This window comes from Candidatus Fukatsuia anoeciicola, from assembly GCF_964059965.1.
GTDB lineage: Bacteria > Pseudomonadota > Gammaproteobacteria > Enterobacterales > Enterobacteriaceae > Fukatsuia > Fukatsuia anoeciicola.
On sequence record NZ_OZ060923.1, the window covers coordinates 529,926 to 554,009 of the forward strand.

Annotated in this window: 7 protein-coding genes, 1 tRNA gene and 3 rRNA genes; 4 read left to right on the forward strand and 7 right to left on the reverse strand. The window is 28.6% G+C overall.

Annotated features, from left to right (window positions below; translation table 11 throughout):
• Positions 1–274 precede the first annotated feature (274 nt).
• Positions 275–1,738 carry a tRNA uracil 4-sulfurtransferase ThiI gene (gene thiI, locus AB4W73_RS01765; RefSeq protein WP_367680714.1) on the forward strand — a complete coding sequence of 488 codons (1,464 nt, stop codon included), beginning with the start codon at positions 275–277 and terminating at the stop codon, positions 1,736–1,738.
• A gap of 518 nt (positions 1,739–2,256) precedes the next feature.
• On the opposite strand, the gene cycA is transcribed toward thiI, so the two are convergent.
• Both cycA and pgsA read right to left on the reverse strand, forming a co-directional pair.
• Complete coding sequence (cycA, locus tag AB4W73_RS01770) at positions 2,257–3,666, reverse strand: D-serine/D-alanine/glycine transporter (protein WP_367680715.1); 1,410 nt, start codon at positions 3,664–3,666, stop codon at positions 2,257–2,259.
• Between the two features lie 773 nt (positions 3,667–4,439).
• Positions 4,440–4,997: a CDP-diacylglycerol--glycerol-3-phosphate 3-phosphatidyltransferase gene (pgsA, locus tag AB4W73_RS01775; RefSeq protein ID WP_367680716.1), complete on the reverse strand. Its 558-nt coding sequence runs from the start codon at positions 4,995–4,997 to the stop codon at positions 4,440–4,442.
• 3,131 nt (positions 4,998–8,128) lie between these two features.
• Here pgsA and pgi point away from each other — a divergent pair.
• The gene (pgi, locus tag AB4W73_RS01780; protein WP_367680451.1) at positions 8,129–9,772 is read left to right on the forward strand and encodes a glucose-6-phosphate isomerase; all 1,644 of its coding nucleotides are present in this window, start codon (positions 8,129–8,131) and stop codon (positions 9,770–9,772) included.
• Between the two features lie 203 nt (positions 9,773–9,975).
• Here pgi and AB4W73_RS01785 read toward each other — a convergent pair.
• From AB4W73_RS01785 to gmhB, 5 genes are all read right to left on the reverse strand, one after another.
• Positions 9,976–10,052: transfer RNA gene (locus AB4W73_RS01785), tRNA-Asp, on the reverse strand.
• Positions 10,053–10,103: 51 nt separating this feature from the next.
• A 5S ribosomal RNA gene (gene rrf / locus AB4W73_RS01790) occupies positions 10,104–10,219 on the reverse strand.
• A 70-nt stretch (positions 10,220–10,289) separates the two neighbouring features.
• A 23S ribosomal RNA gene (locus AB4W73_RS01795) occupies positions 10,290–13,204 on the reverse strand.
• 497 nt (positions 13,205–13,701) lie between these two features.
• A 16S ribosomal RNA gene (locus AB4W73_RS01800) occupies positions 13,702–15,248 on the reverse strand.
• The 16S, 23S and 5S rRNA genes sit together here with 1 tRNA gene alongside, the layout of an rRNA operon.
• Positions 15,249–15,691: 443 nt before the next feature.
• The gene (gmhB, locus tag AB4W73_RS01805; RefSeq protein WP_367680717.1) at positions 15,692–16,252 is read right to left on the reverse strand and encodes a D-glycero-beta-D-manno-heptose 1,7-bisphosphate 7-phosphatase; all 561 of its coding nucleotides are present in this window, start codon (positions 16,250–16,252) and stop codon (positions 15,692–15,694) included.
• A gap of 3,293 nt (positions 16,253–19,545) precedes the next feature.
• On the opposite strand from gmhB, the gene AB4W73_RS01810 reads away from it, so the two are divergent.
• Both AB4W73_RS01810 and waaA read left to right on the forward strand, forming a co-directional pair.
• Positions 19,546–21,294: a proline--tRNA ligase gene (locus tag AB4W73_RS01810; protein ID WP_367680718.1), complete on the forward strand. Its 1,749-nt coding sequence runs from the start codon at positions 19,546–19,548 to the stop codon at positions 21,292–21,294.
• Positions 21,295–21,372: 78 nt separating this feature from the next.
• Positions 21,373–22,650: a lipid IV(A) 3-deoxy-D-manno-octulosonic acid transferase gene (gene waaA, locus AB4W73_RS01815; RefSeq protein WP_367680719.1), complete on the forward strand. Its 1,278-nt coding sequence runs from the start codon at positions 21,373–21,375 to the stop codon at positions 22,648–22,650.
• Positions 22,651–24,084: the final 1,434 nt, after the last annotated feature.

The following is a 24,084-nucleotide window of genomic DNA, read 5'->3' on the forward strand; positions in this document are numbered from 1 at the left end:
AACTAAAAAATTTAAATAGATTTTTATAACATTATTATCATTATATAAGTAAGTATAAGAGATTTTAAACAGATTCTAGATATACAGAGTTAAATTTATTTAACATATCAATATAAACGATAATATGATAAATAACGCTAATTCTTATTATATTGTAACAAGAATAATAAATTAAAATAATAGATAATTTATTATTCTTGTACTGTAAAATTATAGTTTTGTTAAAGATTTATTTGTTACATACACAGTTACTAACTATTTAGTAAAAATTACTATGAAGTTTATTATTAAATTATTTCCAGAAATTACTATTAAAAGTCAATCAGTCCGTTTACGATTTACTAAAATTCTTACTACTAATATTCGCAATCTACTTAAATCATATGATAATTTATTAGTAGTTATTCGCTATTGGGATTATATTGAAGTACGTACAAAAAATAGTAAATTTTCATTAGAAATTTGTGATGAGTTAACACGGATACCTGGTATCCACCATATTCTTGATGTTGAAGAGCGACATTATACAAATATACATCATATTTTTGAGCATACATTAGAATTTTATCGCATAATGTTAATTGATAAAACGTTTTGTGTAAGGGTAAAACGTCGTGGTCAACATGAATTTACTTCAAGTTATGTAGAACGTTATATTGGAGATGCCCTTAAACAATATATCAAAAACACTAAGGTTGATCTTACTAACCCGCAAATAAAAATACAATTAGTGATAGATCAAGATAAATTAACTTTAATTAGAGCGCGTTATAAGGGATTAGGAGGGTTTCCAATTGGTACGCAAGAAGAAGTATTATCATTAATTTCAGGTGGATTTGATTCAGGAGTATCAAGTTATATGTTAATGCGTCGTGGCTGTCGTGTAAATTTTTGTTTTTTTAATTTTGGTAGCTCTGTTTATGAAACTAATGTTAAGCAAGTTGCCTATCATTTATGGCGTCGTTTTAGTCAATCACATCGGTTACGTTTTATTACGATTGATTTTATTCCAATTATCACTGAAATTTTAGAAAAAGTGACTGACAGTCAAATAGGGGTAGTGCTAAAACGTATGATGGTACGTGTGGCATCAAAAATAGCCGAGCGCTATGCAATACAGGCCTTAGTAACAGGTGAGGCTCTTGGGCAGGTATCTAGTCAGACATTAACAAATCTACGTTTAATTGATAATGCTTCCGATACACTAATTTTGCGACCACTGATCTCTTATGATAAAGAGGAAATTATTAAATTAGCAAGAAAAATTGGTACTGAAGATTTCACGAGAGCTATTCCGGAATATTGTGGCATAATTTCGAAAAAACCAACAGTAAAAGCAGTAAAAACACAAATTGAAACTGAAGAATCTAATTTTGATTTTTCTATTCTTAATCGTGTAATAAATGAAGCTAAAAAGACAGATATGCGTGAATTTGATCATAAAATTATACAACAAAGTGCTGGGTTATTAGTACAAATTGAAACTGTAACTCAGTTAACTAATAACGATATAGTATTAGATATTCGTACTAAAAATGAGCAAGAAGAGAAACCTCTAAATTTAGATAAAGTGCAGATTTTGCCATTTTATAAATTAAATAGTGAATTTAGTAAACTTGATCAAAGTAAAACTTATTTATTATATTGTAATAGTGGTATTATGAGCCGTTTACAAGCACTTTATTTATATGAACAAGGGTTTACTAATATTAAAATTTTTCGAAGAGAAAAAATATAGAATATATTTAGTTATAAGTAATATTTTAATTTTAGCGTTATTGAACTAGTATTACATTCGTGGTTAGATTAAAAAATAAATAATTATAAAATTATTTATTTTTTAATCTGTAAGGTTATATGTTGTTGCTATTAAGTAATTTTTAATAATTTAATAAATAAGTTAAATATTTTATTTTCTTATTATAAAACTTATAAATAAGTAATAAATAATAGAGTACTACTCTTTTTTATAAAATTAAAATTTATAATTAAGTTTATATAGTACAGTATAAAATTACATGTTCATGTAAATGAATAAGATATAAATATTTAACTATAATACATAAATATTATAATTATATAAGATAAGATTGAAATAAAATATAAATAATTTTATATTACTTAGATAATTAAAGAAAAGTTAAAATATACATTTTAATATGTATATTAAAGTCACAGTTTAATTAACTATAATCTTTATATTTTAATTATACTATATTTATAGTATATAAAATATTATGAATATAGAAGATTTATTTATTGTAGTTTTATTTTATATTTTTGTAACAACCAGTATGCTGCTGATAAAATAATAAACCATAATGGTGTGACCATTAATGCTTGACGGGTATGAGTTTCAAAGGCAAGCAATATTAAAATAAAAGCAAAAAAAATTAAACAGACCACTGACATTAAAATCCCAGCTGGCATTTTATAGGTAGATCTTCCATGTAGTTCTGGGTGTTTTTTACGATATACCAGATAGGAGCACAAAATAATTGTCCATACAAACATAAACAAAATAGCAGATACTGTAGTCACAAGAGTAAAAATAGTAATTATATTAGGTATAAGATATATTAATATAACACCACCTAATAAACAAATACAAGAGAATGTTAAGCTAAATATTGGTACAGAATAACGTGATAACTGACTAAATTGTTTAGGTGCATCTCCTTCTAGTGCAAGACCAAATAATATACGACTAGTAGAAAAGATTCCACTATTAGCGGAAGATAATGCAGAAGTTAACACAACAAAATTAATTATACTTGCAACGGTAGGTAAGCCAGCTAAGATAAATAGTTCAACGAAAGGATTTTTATCTATAGTAATAAAATTCCAAGGAATAACAGATATAATCATCATTAAAGAAAAAATATAAAATAAAATAATACGAATAGGAATAGCATTAATAGCACGAGGTAAGATTACTTTAGGATCTTTCGTTTCTGCCGCAGTAGTTCCAACTAATTCAATACCAACAAAAGAAAAAATAGCTATTTGAAAGCTAGCAAAAAATCCCATTAAACCTTGGGGAAACATGCCACCATCATCACTCCATAGATGATTAAATGAAGCGACAGAGCCAGAAATAGATGGATAACTCATTAATACCATAGTAATGCTAATGATAATTAATACCATAATAGATATGATTTTAATCATTGCAAACCAAAATTCTATTTCACCAAATATTTTTACTGTTGCCCAATTTAATGATAATAATAGTAAAATAACTAATAAAGAAGAGAACCAATATGAAAATTCTGGTAACCAAAATTGTATATAGGCAGTAACAGCAATAATATCAGCTACTCCAGTAATAATCCAACAAAACCAGTAAGTCCAGCCAGTAAAAAATCCAGCCCAAGATCCTAATAAATCAGTAGCAAAATTGCTAAACGATTTATATTCTATATTAGATAATAATAACTCACCCATAGCACGCATTACAAAAAATAATATAAATCCAATTATCATATATACAAAAATAATTGATGGACCTGCAATACTTATACTTTTGCCTGCACCCATAAATAATCCAGTACCAATAGCACCACCAATAGCAATTAATTGAATATGACGATTAGAAAGATTACGCTGTAGATATTTTATTTCTTTTTGTTTAGAGTTTCTATCAATTTTAATTTGTTCTATCATGTCTTGAATTCTCTATTATTATTTTTATTTTTTATTTTTATTTTAAGCCTAAAGCTTATTTTTTAATTTAACACAAAATTATGTATTGTTATTTCTATTAACTAATAGAATATAAGTATCTTTCTTTTTATTATTTATGCATATATGCTACTACTATTGATTAACTAAATAGAAATTATAGTACTTTAAATTTAGTATTATATTAATCAATATTAAGACAGATAAATGTAGGTTAATATACGATAAAAATAAATTTTAAAAACAAAAAACTCAGCTATCTAACTATACTGTAGTACTACTATCCATAATTATTTTTATATTAATAATCATTATTAATTATGTACTTCTAGGTAATAGAGTAAACTCCTAAAATTTAGGATTAATGATTATAGTTAGTTTATAGAAAAGTATTAACGTAAAATATGTATTATTTAAGTTTAAAAAAATTAAAATTTTGTACAGCAGACTTATTTGTATTAACTAGGGAAAAATATATGCATATACCCTTGTGTTCATCACCCTTTATCGTGTGTTTCCTCTTACAATAAAGTACTATTTTAGTTATAGTGCCACTTGCGGTATTTAGTCGTGTATTGTACATGTATCTATTAGGTTGATTATTTTTTTCTAAAAAAATATTAGCATTACTTTTAATTAATAATTATTTATAAATAAAAAATAGTAGCTATTTATTACTGTATTTTTAATATTATTTGTTACTATGTATATTAGTAATCTTTATAAGATTTCTATTTTATTTTATTTTATTTTATTTAAAAATTATGTAATTTCTTAAAAGGTTTATATACCCTACTTAAATATTGAAACATTGACCAAAAGGTTAATACCATAGTAACGTAAAGTAAGATAATGCTAGTAAATTCAATAATAGGTATTGGTCTCCAAAGCAAACCTACTAATGATAACATTTGTGCCATTGTTTTCATTTTACCCATCCAAGAAACAACTATACTGCTACCTTTACCTATTTTTGCCATCCATTCACGTAATGAAGATATGATAATTTCACGTGTAATCATAATTGCTACAGGTAATGTGATCCACCAAATATGATAATATTCTATAATAAGTATAAGAGCGATAACTACCATTACTTTATCCGCAACTGGATCAAGAAATGTTCCAAAACGAGTAGTTTGTTTCCAGCGTCTAGCTAAAAAACCATCAAACCAATCAGTTATTGCAGCAAACATAAAGATAATAGCGCAAAACATTGGCGCCCATGTAAAAGGCAAGTAAAATGCTAGAACAAAAAACGGAACAAGTACAATACGAAATAAAGTAAGCCAGGTCGGTATATTCAATTGCATAGTGATATACTAGTTTGATAGAGATAAAGGACAGTATAATGCAACATTAACTTTTATATTTTAATGTATAGTAAATTCTTTTAACCAATATTTACTAAATACTTGGCACTCTTATAAGTGTTTCAATTTTAGTGTTAAGCAATGCTTGTAATCCTTTTATATACTTTAATAAAATTTGATATTTTTAGTATCTATGCCTTAAATATTTTTTAGCATACTAATATTTTTATTTTTAAGTAGTATTACTTGCCAATATCTAATTATGACATGATTATGTGAATCATTATGGATTTATTAAATTAAATTCAAAAACAGTTAACTTTAACAGTAATAATTATTATTCATTTTATTTAATAAAAATAATGTTTCTAATCTATTTTCATGATCATACTTATTTGTGATAGTTATTGGTAATAGTTTTATCTATATTAAGTAATATTTAATAAAGAAAATATACTAATAACCTAAATAAGTTAATCTTTTTAATTAACTAAAATAATATCATGAATATAATTATTATTTAGTGCTTTATCATAGCGTTACATTAATTTTTATAACATTATGGTATAATTACCTTTAAAAATAATACAAGAAGATACTGTCTATTTTATATCATATAACTAATATTAAAGTATTTTATTTAATTTATCATCTTAAACCTTAAAACAATAATAACTCTTACGTTTTTTCTAGATAGAGATTATTTTTATGAATAAGTTATTAATGTAACTATAGAATTAGTACGCGTTAATTTTAAATAATGAAATAAATATTATATAGATACTTTATATCTAAATTTTATGACTTGTTACTTTAATTAACAATATTAAAAGTAAATCTATTATAAATAAACTAAAATCTAACAAAAATTTTCCTAGGTAAATTCTATAGTTAATTATCCTACAGATATAAGACTGATAAAATTCTGTATTACCTCACATAGTCTGTTCTGTATTGAATTTTAGATAAATAACTGCAACTACCTAATAATTTACTTTAACAAATAAATAAAACATGGATATATAGCTAGCATGTATTAAAGGTAATTCTTATTATATAGGATCTTAATATTTTTCCAAAAAAATTATTTTTCCATTATTTGATATAGAATTTTAATTCAATTAAGAATATAACTAGATTCTAAAAAGAAAATACTTAGCTAATAGTTTCTATCTGGGAAAATTAATTAAATTAATACTTATTAATCTTTATTAGTGAGGTATTAGCAAATATAGTTTACTTGTTATTAATGTTTTTTATTACCGATAAAATCTTTTGTATATGGAGTTAAGCAATAGCTAATTTAATGTTATAAATAAAAATAAGAATGATTAGAATAAATACTAAGATAGTATTTATGCATAAGAAATAACTTTTATATTAATACTAATATTTTTTTGCATTGCACAGGGATTAAGAATTAAATTGAAATATTCTCTTTTTAATATATTACTTTACGATGCATGGTAGATAAGGATAAATATCTACACTAAGAAAAATAAATAGGTAAAGTTTATTATATCTAATGAAACATTATATCATAACTAATAATATTTAATATTATTATATTTTAGTGAAATACTTCAGTTTTAGTATATATTACTGTAATATTAATTTGAACAATATTCTTAACTAAATGCTTTATTTCAGGTTACTTGTCTGGTATAAAGTAATAAATAAGATGTTTTGAAGTCTTTAGCTTTACTAACATATATAACACTATATAGTATCATATATATAATAAATACTAGATTAATTATTAACCTTTTTTAAAAACCATTTAACATCAAAATAATTACTAATTATTTGATAAAAATATACTTATTGAAAATTTATAAGAAATAACTATTAGCTATTTAATTATCTTTTATTCTTCGTTATTATTACATAATCTATAATATATAATCGTCAAGATAAAAACTTAGTCTCAACTAAAGATATTAGTTAACTTAAGATTATTTATTATGTAATATCTAAGATGTTATAGTATTAGCTTAAGCAAATTACTTGAATGGTATTAGCTATATTTTTAGTGATTATACTTTTACTAAAAATTACTTACCTTAACTTATATAAGTTTTATTAATGATAATCTGTTAACAGTATTATTAATTTATTATTAATCTGAAAATATAAAATTTTCTAAGCTAAAGAAATTCATTTATCCTAATATTTAGCATCTATTAATACAATTATTATTAAATAGCTATAGTATTATTTTATAATTTTTACTGCATTATGTTTTGCTATAACTTTAATATTCTAGTATATTTGAAAATAATAAAACTCCTGTGTGTACAAGTTTATTGCTATTAATAAATAGAATGTTAATTAAAAAATTTTTAAAATTTTATAACTAATTAATTTAATTATTATTATTTAAACTTAATATCATAATATTAATTATTTTTAGCAAAAAACTAAATTAGTATTAAAAAATACTAAATTTCTTTATTAAATTAATATTCTTTTTATAAAAATATAAAAATATAAAAATATAAAAATATAAAAATATAAAGTAATTTAAACCTTTAGATTTATATCTAAAGTTATTAGAGTGAATATTAATAATGTATAGTAATCTTATAAATTATTTTATTCTAGTAAAATTTATTATTTTTAATAAATTAAATCAATATTGGTATTATACTGATCTTTAAAGTTCACGATATAAATCATTTACCTTAAGATAATATGCTTAATCTAAGATAAGCAATTTATAGGTATAAGTAGCTAATTAATTTATTATATTTATTCATTATATTATTAGAGATATAGGCAAATTACCAAACAATAACACTATTACATAGAATAAATTTAATATTTTATGCTAAATTATGCTATATTAATAGTCTTATAATTTAATATTTAATATATAAATAATTCATTTCTACATAATGTTAAGATTACTATTTTTATTAACATTTTTACTAAAATATGTAGTTATTAAAGAAAATAAGTCTTAATATATACAAATAATAGCGCTTAATAGAAATTAAGTATGTTAATCACAAAAAAATAATAAATAATATATTAATATAATTACTTTTATTATTAAATATAATTATATCATATCGCCATTCCATATAAAAAATAGATTGTATTTTTCTCTCAGAGCGAAGAATATTATCATGAAAAATATTAATCCTAGCCATACTCCTGCCTGGATAGCATTACAGCAACATTTTAAAAAAATAAAAAATGTGCATATCCGTGATCTTTTTGCTGAAGACAAAGAAAGATTTAATAAATTTTCAATTATATTTGATGATCAATTATTAGTAGACTTTTCAAAAAATCGTATTACTACTACAACTATGAAAAAATTACAAGCTCTAGCAAAGGAGACTAATTTACAAGACGCAATTAATTCAATGTTTAACGGTGAAAAAATTAATCGTACAGAAAACCGCGCAGTTTTACATATCGCTTTACGTAATCGTAGTAATAATCCTATTTTACTAGATGGTGAAAATGTAATGCCAAAAGTGAATAATGTACTAACAAGAATGAAAAAATTCTGTCAGGACGTTATAGATGGAGTTTGGAAAGGCTATAGCGGTAAAGCAATTACTGATGTGGTTAATATTGGGATTGGTGGCTCAGATCTTGGTCCTTATATGGTAACTGAGGCACTTTACTATTATAAAAATCATCTACAAATACATTTTGTTTCTAACGTTGATGGCACTCATATTACTGAAACATTAAAAACACTTAAACAGGAAACAACACTATTTTTGATTGCATCTAAAACATTTACTACCCAAGAAACAATGACTAATGCTCATAGTGCTCGTAAATGGCTTCTTAAAACAGCTAGTCAAAAAGATATTGCAAAACATTTTATAGCATTATCTACTAATAATAAAGCAGTAAGTGAATTTGGTATCAATATAGTATATATGTTTGAATTCTGGGATTGGGTGGGTGGTCGTTACTCTCTATGGTCTGCTATTGGTTTACCTATCGCATTGTCAATTGGCTTTAATAATTTTTTAAAATTATTAGATGGCGCTTACGCAATGGACTGTCATTTTAAAGACGCTCCAATTAAACAGAATATACCAATTTTATTAGCACTAATTTCTATCTGGTATAGTAATTTTTTTGGTACAGAAACTGAAGCTATCTTCCCTTATGATCAATATATGCATCGTTTTCCTGCCTATTGTCAACAAGGTAATATGGAATCTAATGGTAAATGTATTGATCGTAATGGTCAACAGGTAAATTACCAAACTGGTTCAATTATTTGGGGCGAACCTGGTACTAATGGTCAACATGCTTTTTACCAATTAATTCACCAAAGTAGTAAAATAATTCCTTGTGATTTTATTGCCCCAGCTATCAGTCATAATCCACTTAATGATCATCATTTTAAATTATTATCAAATTTTTTTGCTCAAACAAGAGCGCTAGCATTTGGTAAGACTAGAGTTGAAGTAGAAACTGAATTTACTAGTAAAAATTTAGCACAAACAAAAAATATTATACCATTCAAAGTTTTTGAAGGAAACAAACCAACTAACTCAATCTTACTACGTGAAATTACTCCATTTAGTCTAGGATTATTAATTGCTTTGTATGAGCATAAGATTTTCACACAGGGAGTAATCTTGAATATCTTTAGTTTTGATCAATGGGGCGTAGAACTAGGTAAACAATTAACTCATAAAATTTTACTTGAATTACAGAACAGTACAAATATTTCTAGTTATGATAGCTCAACAAATGCTTTAATTAATAAATTTAAACAATGGTGTAAGAGCTAATATTTTAGTATTAAATTAATTTGTATAAATGTATTACTAATTTTATATAGTAATATAAAAAGTATTAATAAATTTTTCAAAAATATTTAAATAAATTAAAAGTTTATTTAGAGTAGTTGTTAGTAATGCTTTAAAGCAATAAAAAATTAATAATAAATATACAATGATTTATTAAAAAATCATTGTATACGTAAAAATTATAATGGCGGTGCGGACGGGATTTGAACCCGTGACCCCCGGCGTGACAGGCCGATATTCTAACCAACTGAACTACCGCACCACTAATTCTCTTATGTTATCAACGTAAAATATTGATAATGTAAAATATGAAGCCTGGCAGTGTCCTACTCTCACATGGGGAAACCCCACACTACCATCGGCGCTACAACGTTTCACTTCTGAGTTCGGAATGGGATCAGGTGGGACCATCGTGCTAAGACTACCAGGCAAAACTCTTTTTTTAAAATATTCGTTCTAGAAACAAGTTAAATTAACATAAAAACAACTTTGGTGTTGTAAGGTTAAGACTCCTGGGTCATTAGTACTGGTTAGCTCAATACATTACTGTAATTACACATCCAGCCTATCTACGTCTTCGTCTTAAACGTCCCTTCGGAGATTTTTATCTCTGGGAAGAATAATCTTGGGGCAAGTTTCCCGCTTAGATGCTTTCAGCGGTTATCTCTTCCGCATTTAGCTACCGGGCTATGCCATTGGCATGACAACCCGTACACCAGCGATGCGTCCACTCCGGTCCTCTCGTACTAGCAGCAGCCCCCCTCAATCTTCCTACGCCCACGACAGATAGGGACCGAACTGTCTCACGACGTTCTAAACCCAGCTCGCGTACCACTTTAAATGGCGAACAGCCATACCCTTGGGACCTACTTCAGCCCCAGGATGTGATGAGCCGACATCGAGGTGCCAAACACCGCCGTCGATATGAACTCTTGGGCGGTATAAGCCTGTTATCCCCGGAGTACCTTTTATTCGTTGAGCGATGGCCCTTCCATTTAGAACCACCGGATCACTAAGACCTACTTTCGTACCTGCTCGAGCTGTCACTCTCGCAGTCAAGCTAGCTTATGCCTTTGCACTATCCTCACGATGTCCGACCGTGATTAGCTAACCTTTGTGCTCCTCCGTTACTCTTTAGGAGGAGACCGCCCCAGTCAAACTACCCACTAGACACTGTCCTTACACCGGATTACGGCGCTAAGTTAGAAAATCAAAAACTAAAGAGTGGTATTTCAACAACGGCTCCATATAGACTAGCGCCTACATTTCATTGCCTCCCACTTATCCTACACATTAATTCTCAATTTCCAGTGTCAAGCTATAGTAAAGGTTCACGGGGTCTTTCCGTCTTGCCGCGGGTACACTGCATCTTCACAGCGAATTCAATTTCACTGAGTCTCGGGTGGAGACAGCCTAGCCATCATTACGCCATTCGTGCAGGTCGGAACTTACCCGACAAGGAATTTCGCTACCTTAGGACCGTTATAGTTACGGCCGCCGTTTACCGGGGCTTCGATCAAGTGCTTTTCTTTATAGATAACACCATCAATTAACCTTCCGGCACCGGGCAGGCGTCACACCGTATACGTCCACTTACGTGTTAGCACAGTGCTGTGTTTTTAATAAACAGTTGCAGCTAGCTGGTCTCTGCGACTTACATATGCTCAGCACGTTTTCAGTGCTTCACTTATATTAGCGTGCCTTCTCCCGAAGTTACGGCACCATTTTGCCTAGTTCCTTCACCCGAGTTCTCTCAAGCGCCTTAGTATGCTCTACCTGACTACCTGTGTTGGTTTTGGGTACGATTATTTGTTACATCTCACTTAGTGGCTTTTCCTGGAAGCTGGGCATTTATCACTTAAGTACTTTACATACTTCCTCATCTCGCCTCAGAATTATGTGTCGTCGGATTTGCCTAACTACACTTCCTACACGATTAAACCAGGTAAACCATCTCCTGGATAATATAGCCTTCTCCGTCACCACTTCGTCATAACAAACTGTACAGGAATATTAACCTGTTGCCCATCGACTACGCTTTTCAGCCTCGCCTTAGGGGTCGACTCACCCTGCCTCGATTAACGTTGGACAGGAACCCTTAGTCTTTCGGCGAGCGGGTTTTTCACCCGCTTTATCGTTACTTATGTCAGCATTCGCACTTCTGATACCTCCAGTAAACATCTCTATTTACCTTCTACGGCTTACAGAACGCTCCCCTACCCAATAATTATTACAAATGTAATGATTATTGCCGCAGCTTCGGTGTATGGTTTTAGCCCCGTTACATTTTCCGCGCAGGCCGACTCGACCAGTGAGCTATTACGCTTTCTTTTAATGATGGCTGCTTCTAAGCCAACATCCTGGCTGTCTTCGCCTTCCCACTTCGTTTCCCACTTAACCATAACTTTGGGACCTTAGCTGGCGGTCTGGGTTGTTACCCTCTTCACGACGGACGTTAGCACCCGCCGTGTGTCTCCCGTGATATATTCTTTGGTATTCGTAGTTTGCATCGGGGTGGTAAGCCGGGATGGCCCCCTAGCCGAAACAGTGCTCTACCCCCAAAGATAACCTCACGAGGCGCTACCTAAATAGCTTTCGGGGAGAACCAGCTATCTCCCGGTTTGATTGGCCTTTCACCCCCAACCACAAGTCATCCGCTCATTTTTCAACATAAGTCGGTTCGGTCCTCCAATAGACGTTAACCTATCTTCAACCTGCTCATGGCTAGATCACCGGGTTTCGGGTCTATACCTTGCAACTTATCGCCTTGTTCAGACTCGGTTTCCCTACGGCTCCCTTAAACAGTTAACCTTGCTACAAAATATAAGTCGCTGACCCATTATACAAAAGGTACGCAGTCACCTTATACAAGGCTCCCACTGCTTGTACGTACAGGGTTTCAGGATCTCTTTCACTCCCCTCGCCGGGGTTCTTTTCGCCTTTCCCTCACGGTACTAGTTCACTATCGGTCAGTCAGGAGTATTTAGCCTTGGAGGATGGGCCCCCCTTCTTCAAACAGGATTTCTCGTGTCCCGCTCTACTTTTTGAGTAAAATGTTAGCGTATTTTTAAGTACGGGGTTATCACCCTTTATTACTGGTCTTTCCAAACCATTCCTCTAATACCCTTAACAATAAATATACTCTAGGCTGCTCCCCGTTCGCTCGCCACTACTAAGGGAATCTCGGTTGATTTCTTTTCCTCGGGGTACTTAGATGTTTCAGTTCTCCCGGTTCGCTTCGTTAAACTATGTATTGATCTAACGATAGTGTAACGTATTACACTGGGTTGCCCCATTCGGGAATCGTCGGTTATCTCGCTTCATATCAGCTTACCGACGCTTTTCGCAGATTTGCACGCCCTTCTTCGCCTCTGACTGCCTAGGCATCCACCCTGTACGCTTTACTACTTAACCTTACAACCCAAAATTATCTTTAGGTTTTAAGTTATTACAATGATATACGTTAACTTTATATAACGCATAACTTTGTTATCTTAACTTTAACTTGATCTAGATTATTAAAGAGCAACTATTCCTTAATATATTTTTACTTTTAATATCAATATATTATAAAATAGTTTTTATATGGTGGAGCTAAGCGGGATTGAATTACTAACCTCATGCCTTATACGCAGGAGACTTCCCACTACATAAAAAATTAATAATATCATCATTATAATTTTTTAAATAAGATACAAATACTATAATTTTTTATTACTATAATACTATAATAGTCTATTATTTATGTTATTGTCAAGTTTTAGTGGACTTAAATCACCGACCTCACCCTTATCAGGGGTGTGCTCTAACCACCTGAGCTACAGACCCAACAAGATATAAAACTAAGCTAAGTTTAGTTTTACTTTTATCAGACAATTTGTGTGGACACCAGATAAATACTTATCTTTAGATAAGGAGGTAATCCAACCGCAGGTTCCCCTACAGTTACCTTGTTACGACTTCACCCCAGTCATGGTTCACAAAGTGGTAAGCGCCATCCTAAAGGTTAAGCTACCTACTTCTTTTGCAAAACACTCCCATGGTGTGACGGGCGGTGTGTACAAGGCCCGGGAACGTATTCACCGTAGCATTCTGATCTACGATTACTAGCGATTCCGACTTCATGGAGTCGAGTTGCAGACTCCAATCCGGACTACGACGTACTTTATGAGATCCGCTTACCCTCACAGGCTTGCTTCTCTTTGTATACGCCATTGTAGCACGTGTGTAGCCCTACTCGTAAGGGCCATGATGACTTGACGTCATCCCCACCTTCCTCCAGTTTATAACTGGCAGTTTCTTTTGAGTTCCCACCTTTACGTGCTGGCAACAAAAGATAAGGGTTGCGCTCGTTGCGGGACTTAACCCAACATTTCACAACACGAGCTGACGACAGCCATGCAGCACCTGTCTCAAAGTTACCCAAAGGGCACGTCAACATCTCTGCTAACTACTCTGGATGTCAAGAGTAGGTAAGGTTCTTCGCGTTGCATCGAATTAAACCACATGCTCCACCGCTTGTGCGGGCCCCCGTCAATTCATTTGAGTTTTAACCTTGCGGCCGTACTCCCCAGGCGGTCGATTTAACGCGTTTGCTCCGTAAGTCACAGTTTATAACTACAACCTACAAATCGACATCGTTTACAGCGTGGACTACCAGGGTATCTAATCCTGTTTGCTACCCACGCTTTCGCACCTCAGCGTCAGTCTTTATCCAGGGAGCCGCCTTCGCCACTGGTATTCCTCCAGATATCTACGCATTTCACCGCTACACCTGGAATTCTACTCCCCTCTATAAGACTCTAGGCTCTCAGTTTCAAATGCCGTTCCTAAGTTAAGCTCAGGGATTTCACATCTGACTTAAGAAACCGCCTACATGCCCTTTACGCCCAGTAATTCCGATTAACGCTCGCACCCTCCGTATTACCGCGGCTGCTGGCACGGAGTTAGCCGGTGCTTCTTCTGCGAGTAACGTCTATTAACAATATTCTTCGTATTGATTCATTCCTCCTCGCTGAAAGTGCTTTACAACCCGAAGGCCTTCTTCACACACGCGGCATGGCTGCATCAGGCTTTCGCCCATTGTGCAATATTCCCCACTGCTGCCTCCCGTAGGAGTCTGGACCGTCTCTCAGTTCCAGTGTGGCTGGTTATCCTCTCAGACCAGCTAGGGATCGTTGCCTAGGGGAGCCATTACCTCTCCTACTAGCTAATCCCATCTGGGTTCATCTAATGGCGCGAGGTCCGAAGATCCCCCGCTTTGGTTTTATAACATCATGCGGTATTAGCTATCGTTTCCAATAGTTATCCCCCTCCATCAGGCAGATCCCCAGATATTACTCACCCGTCCGCCGCTCGCCGGCAAAAATAGCAAGCTATTTTTCCGATGCCGCTCGACTTGCATGTGTTAGGCCTGCCGCCAGCGTTCAATCTGAGCCATGATCAAACTCTTCAATTTTATTTAATATTTTGTGTTTTAATATAAAAAATTTATCTTAATTATTTTGCATCAAAAACATACAAACAAAATAACTATAGATATATTTATATCTTTAGCACTTTATTCTTACTTTTACTTAGTATCTTTCAAAACTAAGCGATAGTATATTACTGGTGCCCACACAGATTGTCTGATAAATTATTAAAATAATATATTAATAATTTATCAGTATCTGTATAAACTGATTTTTTATAAAATATGAAAAAGTAAATTTAATGTTTATTAATATCTAGAGTTAAGATTTTTTATTCTTAAATTTTTTATTTTATTAGATATTTTTAAATAAATTATTATTGATTATTTTTCTAATAAAGTAGAGATTGCAAGAATCTATTTGAGAATAATATAATTTGAAATAAATTTTTTTATTTTTTATATTTATTTAAACTAATTTAGATTATTTATCTTTTTTTAATCATTGTAGGTAAATTAGCAAGACTATCTAATACCCAATCAGCAGCTGCTATAGCAGCTGCAGTTGTTTTCTTTCCGCTTCTTAATAATACTTTAGAAGTAACGTGTGCAGCTTGAGCAGCCTGCATATCTTCAATTGTATCTCCAGCCATATAAGAAGCGGCCATATTAATGTGCAACTCATTTTTTGCCCGTAGTAACATACCAGGTGATGGTTTACGACAATAACAAAACTGACGATATTTATCTGCATTACTTTTAGGGTGATGTGGACAAAAATAAATACCATCAAGATTTACACCATTATCAGCTAATGACCAATTCATCCATTTAGTTAAAGTTATAAACTGTGCTTCTGTAAATTTTTCCCTGGCAATACCAGACTGATTAGTCAATAGTACCAAAGCAAACCCCATAGCCTTTAATTTACGACAAGCCTCAATTACACCTTCTATAAATTGAAAATCATCAATTTTATATACGTACCCATAATCAATATTTATAGTACCATCTCGATCTAAAAATATCGCTGGAATAGATTGATTCATTTAGTAGTCCCTTGATACAGGGATAATTTATCTAGTATCATATTATTATTAATTATTTAATATTTTAAAAAGGCATTACCCATGTACTTAATTATTTGAATGACATTATTTATCTTCTTAACTATCAGGATATCTAAGTATTTAATGTAGATATTGATTATATTTAATTTTATTTTTATTTTTACAATAAACTTTATAGTAAAAAATTAGAATAATGTAATTAGATTTTTCTTACATTAGTAAAGTACTAAAACTAAAAGTAAGTAAAATTCATATTTCTATTAAATAGATCTATAATATTATCAGTGCTTCTGAAGTAGGAAGAGTATCTTAATTCTCCATGCAAACATGCTGAAGTATATCACTAGTAGTTGAGCATTAATTAATGAATAAGATTTCACCATAATTATTCATAAAGTAACTTATAAAGATTTAACGTTAAATTAAAATAATTTTTAACATTTTAATTTATTTTACCATACTATTGTGGTAATAATACTTTATTATTATAATTAAATAATTTACCTTATACTAAATAAATAGAAGAATAAGTAAATCACTAAATTTAGTTAGATTAATAGGTAAATAAAATACTATCCAATTAACTATTTCTAACAAATAAAAATAATGTATAGTTGTTATATGTTTTTTATCAAGTAATCCTAAAATTTTATTATATGATGAAATAACTTATAGTTATAAATCCTATAATAAATTATTCTACTATATTTTAAAATTATTAAAAGATATTAACTACTATTTGGAATTAACTATCTTATTAATCACTCATAAAATAAATATAACAAAACATATTTTAATCAAATTACTATAATTAATGTAAATAAATTAATTAAATAGATAGTATTAGTAAAAAATATTTTTTATTCATAAATACCTTTAGTATAATAATTTATTTAGCTACGTTACTTTTACATACTCCTAATGATTATAAAACAACATTTAATGTATAATCAGAATTAAATTATATTTTTTCTTATTGAAATTAGAATTACTGATTAATCTATTAATGTACCATTAATTTTGTAATTAGGATATCTCTTTAATATCAATATTAGTATTTTTAGTTTATAATTAGATTATATTAATAGAGTTAAATTTGACATTATGTTAGTTAAAATATACAATGAAGCATAAAAAGGATGAATTACTATTATATTTTTATAGTACTATCATATAAAAGTAGATACTTCAGATTATATCTAAAATAATTATTTAGTTACTATACTAAAGTATTTAGTAAGCATCAATAACTTTATTTCTAATTTTTTAGTTTTATTAGTAGATTACTGTTAAGTATTACTATATTTATTTTATCTATAACAAATAATTTTAAATACTACATTGTATAAATTATTACCCACGCTAGTTAATATTTTATTTTATTATTTTATTATTTTATTATCTTACTAGTATAGATTATTTATTTTACTCGTTTATAATTAGTACTTTTATTAATCTAGTAGGTTCTATTATACTATTATCCATAAGTACTGTTCTTTTATTACATGTATAACTAAGAATATATTAGAAATCCTATTTGATTTAATTCAAATAGTCTAAGTAATAGGGGTTATACCATTATTAATTTTTAAAAAAGTGTTATCACCTTAAAGAGTTACCTAGTTTAGTTAATGTAGTGATTATTATTTTAATTATTCTAATTAGTTATATATTACTGGAAGAAAACTATTGTACTAGGTTAGTTATATTACCTATCAATATGGATATACAAGTTATAATTATATAGTAATAAATACTGCATTAGTATTGCACCACTTTAATCTGTCTAATATAATTTACTGATAATTAAATCATTAATATCTTAAATTATCAGTAATATGTTTACTTTGAATATCCACTAAAATATCATGAATGATGCTTAAATGAAAATAAATCAAAAAAAATACTATCATTTTATATTTATAGTCGAAGTTCAAATATTATTTAAATAATTTCATAAAAAATAGAGAAATAATATCATATTATAGTTTTTTACATAGTACTTTAATTTAATCTTATTTATTATTAATATAATAGGAATTATGTAACATAATCACTTTAGTGATAAATATTAATTAGTATTAATACTAATCACTGTTTTAATAACAAACTTATATAGTTCTTTTTATAGTTAAAAAAATTAATGATTACATTGGGTTTATATTTAATGAAATTTCATAGAATATTACAAATTTTAAATAGGTTTTGAGAATTACTAATTATCGACCCATTAACTTATATTAAATAGAAAAATATGTTTATAAAATTAAAATCTACCTAGTAATTAGTATATTAATTAGTTCTTTAATTCTTATAACTTATAGATAAAAAGAAGAAGATTATAATATATTAAGATCAGTGTTATAAATACTTCTGGGTAAGTAGATACATAAATTATTAAAAAGTAACTAGGATAGTATAGTTTAAATGCATAACTTATAATTTTTAATAATTATATACTACTTAATAAAGTGCTTAATAAGAATAATATTAATGTTAATATTTTATAATATACTCTTTATTTAGGTTAATAAATTGAAGATTAAAATTATAAATTAGTATGATTAGTTATGTTTTTTGTTTGTCATATTATTTTATTCAAAAAACTAAATTATTAGATAAACTAAATCTAACTCAAAAATAGTTCTACTTAATAATTCTTTTAGTCTTAATCGTACTTTATTACTATCACAAAAACAAGACTTACTAAAACTAAAAAATAATACTATCCTATTTTCTATTATTTTAAATGTAATAAAGTGCTAAAATATAAAATTTATTGATTTAGAAATTCCTCAATTACTATATTATTTAATAATTAGTAAAGTTACCTCATAATGATTAATAATATTTACAGTAGTTAGATTAATTTAATATTGATTAATATAATTTGTTATTAAAAAATTAAGATTTACTTTATGTTAATTTGATTACTACTTACACACATAATAAAGAAACAAAAATATAAAAAATTTATTGAGACCTATTAATCTAATAAAGTATCACTATAGCTAATAAAATTTTTAATAGCAGTTTAATAAAGAACTAGTTAGATTATTTATGATAATTCTATAGAAAACTAATAATTAAATGTAAAATTATTAGTTTTCTATAGAATTATCATAAATACTACAACTTAAAATAAATAGAGTGTAGTAATTACTATGTACAACGAGTACATGAAAATTATAAGTGCTATACAATATAGAATATGTAGCACGTAACAGATTTTATAAGAAATAATTTTTAATTTTTATGGTAACTAATACATCATGCGCACCAGTCGATATCTACTTGCTACACTAAAAGAAATTCCTGCTAATGCTGAAATTAGTAGCCACCAAATGATGCTACGCGCAGGTATGATACGTCAATTAGCTACAGGACTTTATACTTGGCTACCAACTGGTATTCGAGTATTAAGAAAAGTCGAAAATATTGTACGTGAAGAGATGAGTAAAGTTGGGGCAATTGAAGTGTCTATGCCAATAGTGCAACCAGCAAGTCTCTGGCAAGAAACTGGGCGTTGGCAAGGATATGGTTCTGAACTACTACGTTTTATTGATCGTAATAAGCGACATTTCGTACTTGGTCCTACCCATGAAGAGGTAATAACTGATTTTATTCGTAACAATATTCATTCATATACACAATTGCCTCTTAACCTTTTTCAAATTCAAACTAAGTTCCGTGATGAAGTGCGACCACGTTTTGGTGTAATGCGTGCTCGTGAATTTCTAATGAAAGATGCTTATTCTTTCCATACTACAAAAACATCTTTACAAGAAACTTATGATGCTATGTACGCCGCGTACAAAAAAATTTTTACTCGTATTGGTTTAGATTTCCGTGTAGTATTAGCTGACACTGGTTCAATTGGTGGCAATATTTCTCATGAATTTCAGGTATTAGCAGATAGTGGTGAGGATGATATTGTTTTCTCAACTAAATCTAATTTTGCGACAAATATTGAACTAGCTGAAGCAGTAACACCAATACAGACACGAGCAATAGCTACTGAAGACTTACGTATTATTGATACGCCATATGTAAAAACTATTGCTGATCTAGTAGCGCAGTTTAAAATACCGATCGAAAAAACAGTAAAAACGTTCTTTGTGCATGCATATAAAACAGAAACAAACAGACATAAACTGATTGCGTTGTTACTACGCGGTGATCACCAGCTTAATAAAATAAAAATAGAAAAATTACCTCAAGTTGCCGTTCCACTTATTTTTGCTAATGATCAAGAAATTCGAGAATGGGTAAATACAAAATTAAGTTCTTCAGGGCCAATTAACCTAATATCTTCATCTATTATTGCTGACCGCTCTGTTGCTATAATGAGTGATTTTAGTGCTAGCACTAATATTAATAATAAACATTATTTTGGTATTAATTGGGATCGTGATTTACCATTACCGCAAGTGGCAGATATCCGTAATGTACAAGAGGGTGATAATAGTCCTGATGGACAAGGAACATTACAGATTAAACGTGGCATTGAAGTTGGTCATATCTTTCAACTAGGCAATAAATACTCAGAAGTAATGAAAGCAACGTTGCAATGTAAAGATTCCACTAATCAAATGATAATAATGGGTTGTTATGGTATTGGTTTATCTCGTGTAGTTGCTGCTGCTATTGAGCAACACCATGATAATCGTGGTATTATTTGGCCAGATACAATTGCTCCATTTCAGATTGCTATCATACCAATTAACATGCATATTTCTTCTCAAGTAAAAGAATTTACGGAAAAATTATACAAAAATTTAATTAATCAAAATATTGAAGTTATTATAGATGATCGCCTAGAAAGTCCAGGTATAATGTTTGCTGATATGGAATTAATTGGCATACCACATCGTGTGGTAATTAGTGATCGTACTTTAAAAAATAAAAAAGTAGAATACAAAAATCGCAGTGCTAATAAAAAAGATAATCCAGAACTAATATCAATTAGTGAAATTACTGATTTTATAATTAAAAAATTAAGTAATAATATATTAAAATAATATGATATTATCTACATAAATTAATTATAATATTACTATATTAATAGTATGCTAGGATTAATAAATTATAGGAACTTCATGTTATTATGTTTATATCAAATACTATTTTATCTTATTCAACCATTAATATGGCTATATTTACTATTACGTAGTCATAAAGTTCCTGTTTATCGTCAACGTTGGGGGGAACGCTATGGTTTTTGTACTGGTAAGGTAGTAGCTAATGGTATTTTATTACATTCCGTTTCAGTTGGCGAAACATTAGCAGTTATTCCATTAATTAAAGCCTTGCGTTACCATTACCCTAATATGCCAATTACAGTAACTACCATGACTCCCACAGGATCTGAACTGGTAAAATCTATTTTAAATAATAAAGTTTATCATGTATATTTACCCTATGATCTTCCGTGTGCTATAAATCGTTTTCTTAATGAACTTAATCCCCATTTAGTAATTATCATGGAAACTGAATTATGGCCAACACTAATTTATACATTATATCGTCGATCTATCCCATTAATCGTCGTTAACGCGCGCCTTTCAGAACGTTCAGCAGCGCGTTATCGAAAATTAGGTTACTTTATTCGCCAGATGTTGCAGCGTATTACTTTAGTTGTCGCACAATGCCATGAAGATGGAGAGCGTTTTATTTCTCTGGGATTAAAGCGCTGTCAACTCAATATCATAGGTAACCTAAAATTTGATATTACTATTACGCCAGAACTAGCTACTAATGCCGCTAATTTACGTAGTAAATGGGCACCACATCGACCAGTATGGATAGCTACTAGTACTCATAATGGTGAAGAAATACTGTTATTATCCGCATATCGTAAATTATTATTAATGCATCCAAATCTATTACTAATTCTAGTACCACGACATCCTGAACGTTTTTCTATAGTAATAGAACTGGTTAAAAAAGCTGGTTTGAATTATATATTACGTAGCTGTAATAAAATTCCTTCAGCTAATATTCAGGTTGTTATTGGCGACACTATGGGTGAGCTTTTACTATTATATGGCATCGCTGATATTGCTTTTATTGGTGGAAGTTTAGTAAAATATGGCGGACATAATCCATTAGAAGCTGCCGCTCATTCTATACCTATCCTTATGGGGCTATATACTTTTAATTTTAAAGAGATTTGTACTAAATTAATAAAAGCAGAAGGGTTAATTACAGTTACTAATATCTTATCATTAGTGCAGAAAATAAATTTTTTACTTAGTGATAAAAATCGCCTTTTTTATCATGGACAACAAGCTATTAATGTTTTGTATAAAAATCAGGGAGCATTGCAACGTTTATTATGTTTGTTAGTCCTTTATCTACGCCCATATAATCATTAAGTTTTTTATAAAATTTATTATGTACTATACATTTTTATAATAAAATATTTTTGTTTTTTATATGCTTATACTATGGATTATTACCTTCTAAGTATCTTAACTTTGTGGTATTATCTATATTTTAAAATAAATTTATTCAACTTTTAGTAAAATACTCTATTCATTATTTAATGATTTATTGTAATAATTTTATTATCTATATTTTATATATGAAATATATCTTCTCAAGAAACTAAATCTTTAATTATTTAATTTTATATTATTAAAATTTTAAGCTACCTATTTTATTGTATAGTATCAATATTAATAATGTAAAAAATATTATTAGTACTTTACTAATAAAAAATAATATTTACTAAAAACTAACAATTTAGATATTAATAATAGATTTATTATAATTAATATTTATTTAAAATAAACATAACATTAAAATTAAAGAAGATAAAAATAATTAATATTATTCTAATATTTTAATATTAATTATTTTTATCTTACACATCAAGTAATAAGATCTACACTATACTTAACTAGTAGATAAGTATAAATAAATAACATTAGTTAAAAACTCATATATTTAGATAATTATTTATTAATAATTCTTAATTATCTATGAGAATATCATAGTTATTTTTTCTATTATTTAAAACTATAAGATAAGTAATAATTATGCATCAAAAGTAATATATAGCATCAGCGTATACTTATTAATGCTACTAAATACTGTTTAAACCAACAAAAACATAAAAAATTTTATTAAAAATAAAAGATATACCTTAAAACTAAGTAATCGTTAATAAAAAGTAAAGCAGTTACCTATATAACTGTTATTAATAAAAGACATTATAATTTTAGGTTACTTAATGGTTTTATATATAAATATATCTTATAATTAAAATAATGATAGATATAGATTACTTGGGACTAATAAAATTCATTTAAACTTAATATCACTTAAAAAATAAAGAAAAAATTTTTTAGTACTAAAAGATAACTTAATTATAACTTATTAAGTTGTATGTATTAAATAAAATACTATTAGTATAATTAATTAATCTAAAATTATATTAGATTATTGCTAAAATATGTAATAATGATTTAAATTAAGATATGATCTAATTATAGTAATTTATAATATAAAATTAGATAAATAAGAGTTTTCAAAGAAATAATAAAAAAATAAAATAATATTTTTCAACTATATTAATATCGTAACTTTTACGCTACCACTAAAGTTTACTCAGTACGATTTTATTAGTAATTATTAATAGATAATAATCCGTACTTAAATAAATTTTCTAGCTTGCTTTATAAATTAATAATATATGTAATATATAATTACTAACCTGGATTTATAGGCAATATATAATTAGTAAAGAATTAAATTAATCTAGATGCTACTGCATACATATCTAAGAAAAGCGATACTACTAGTTT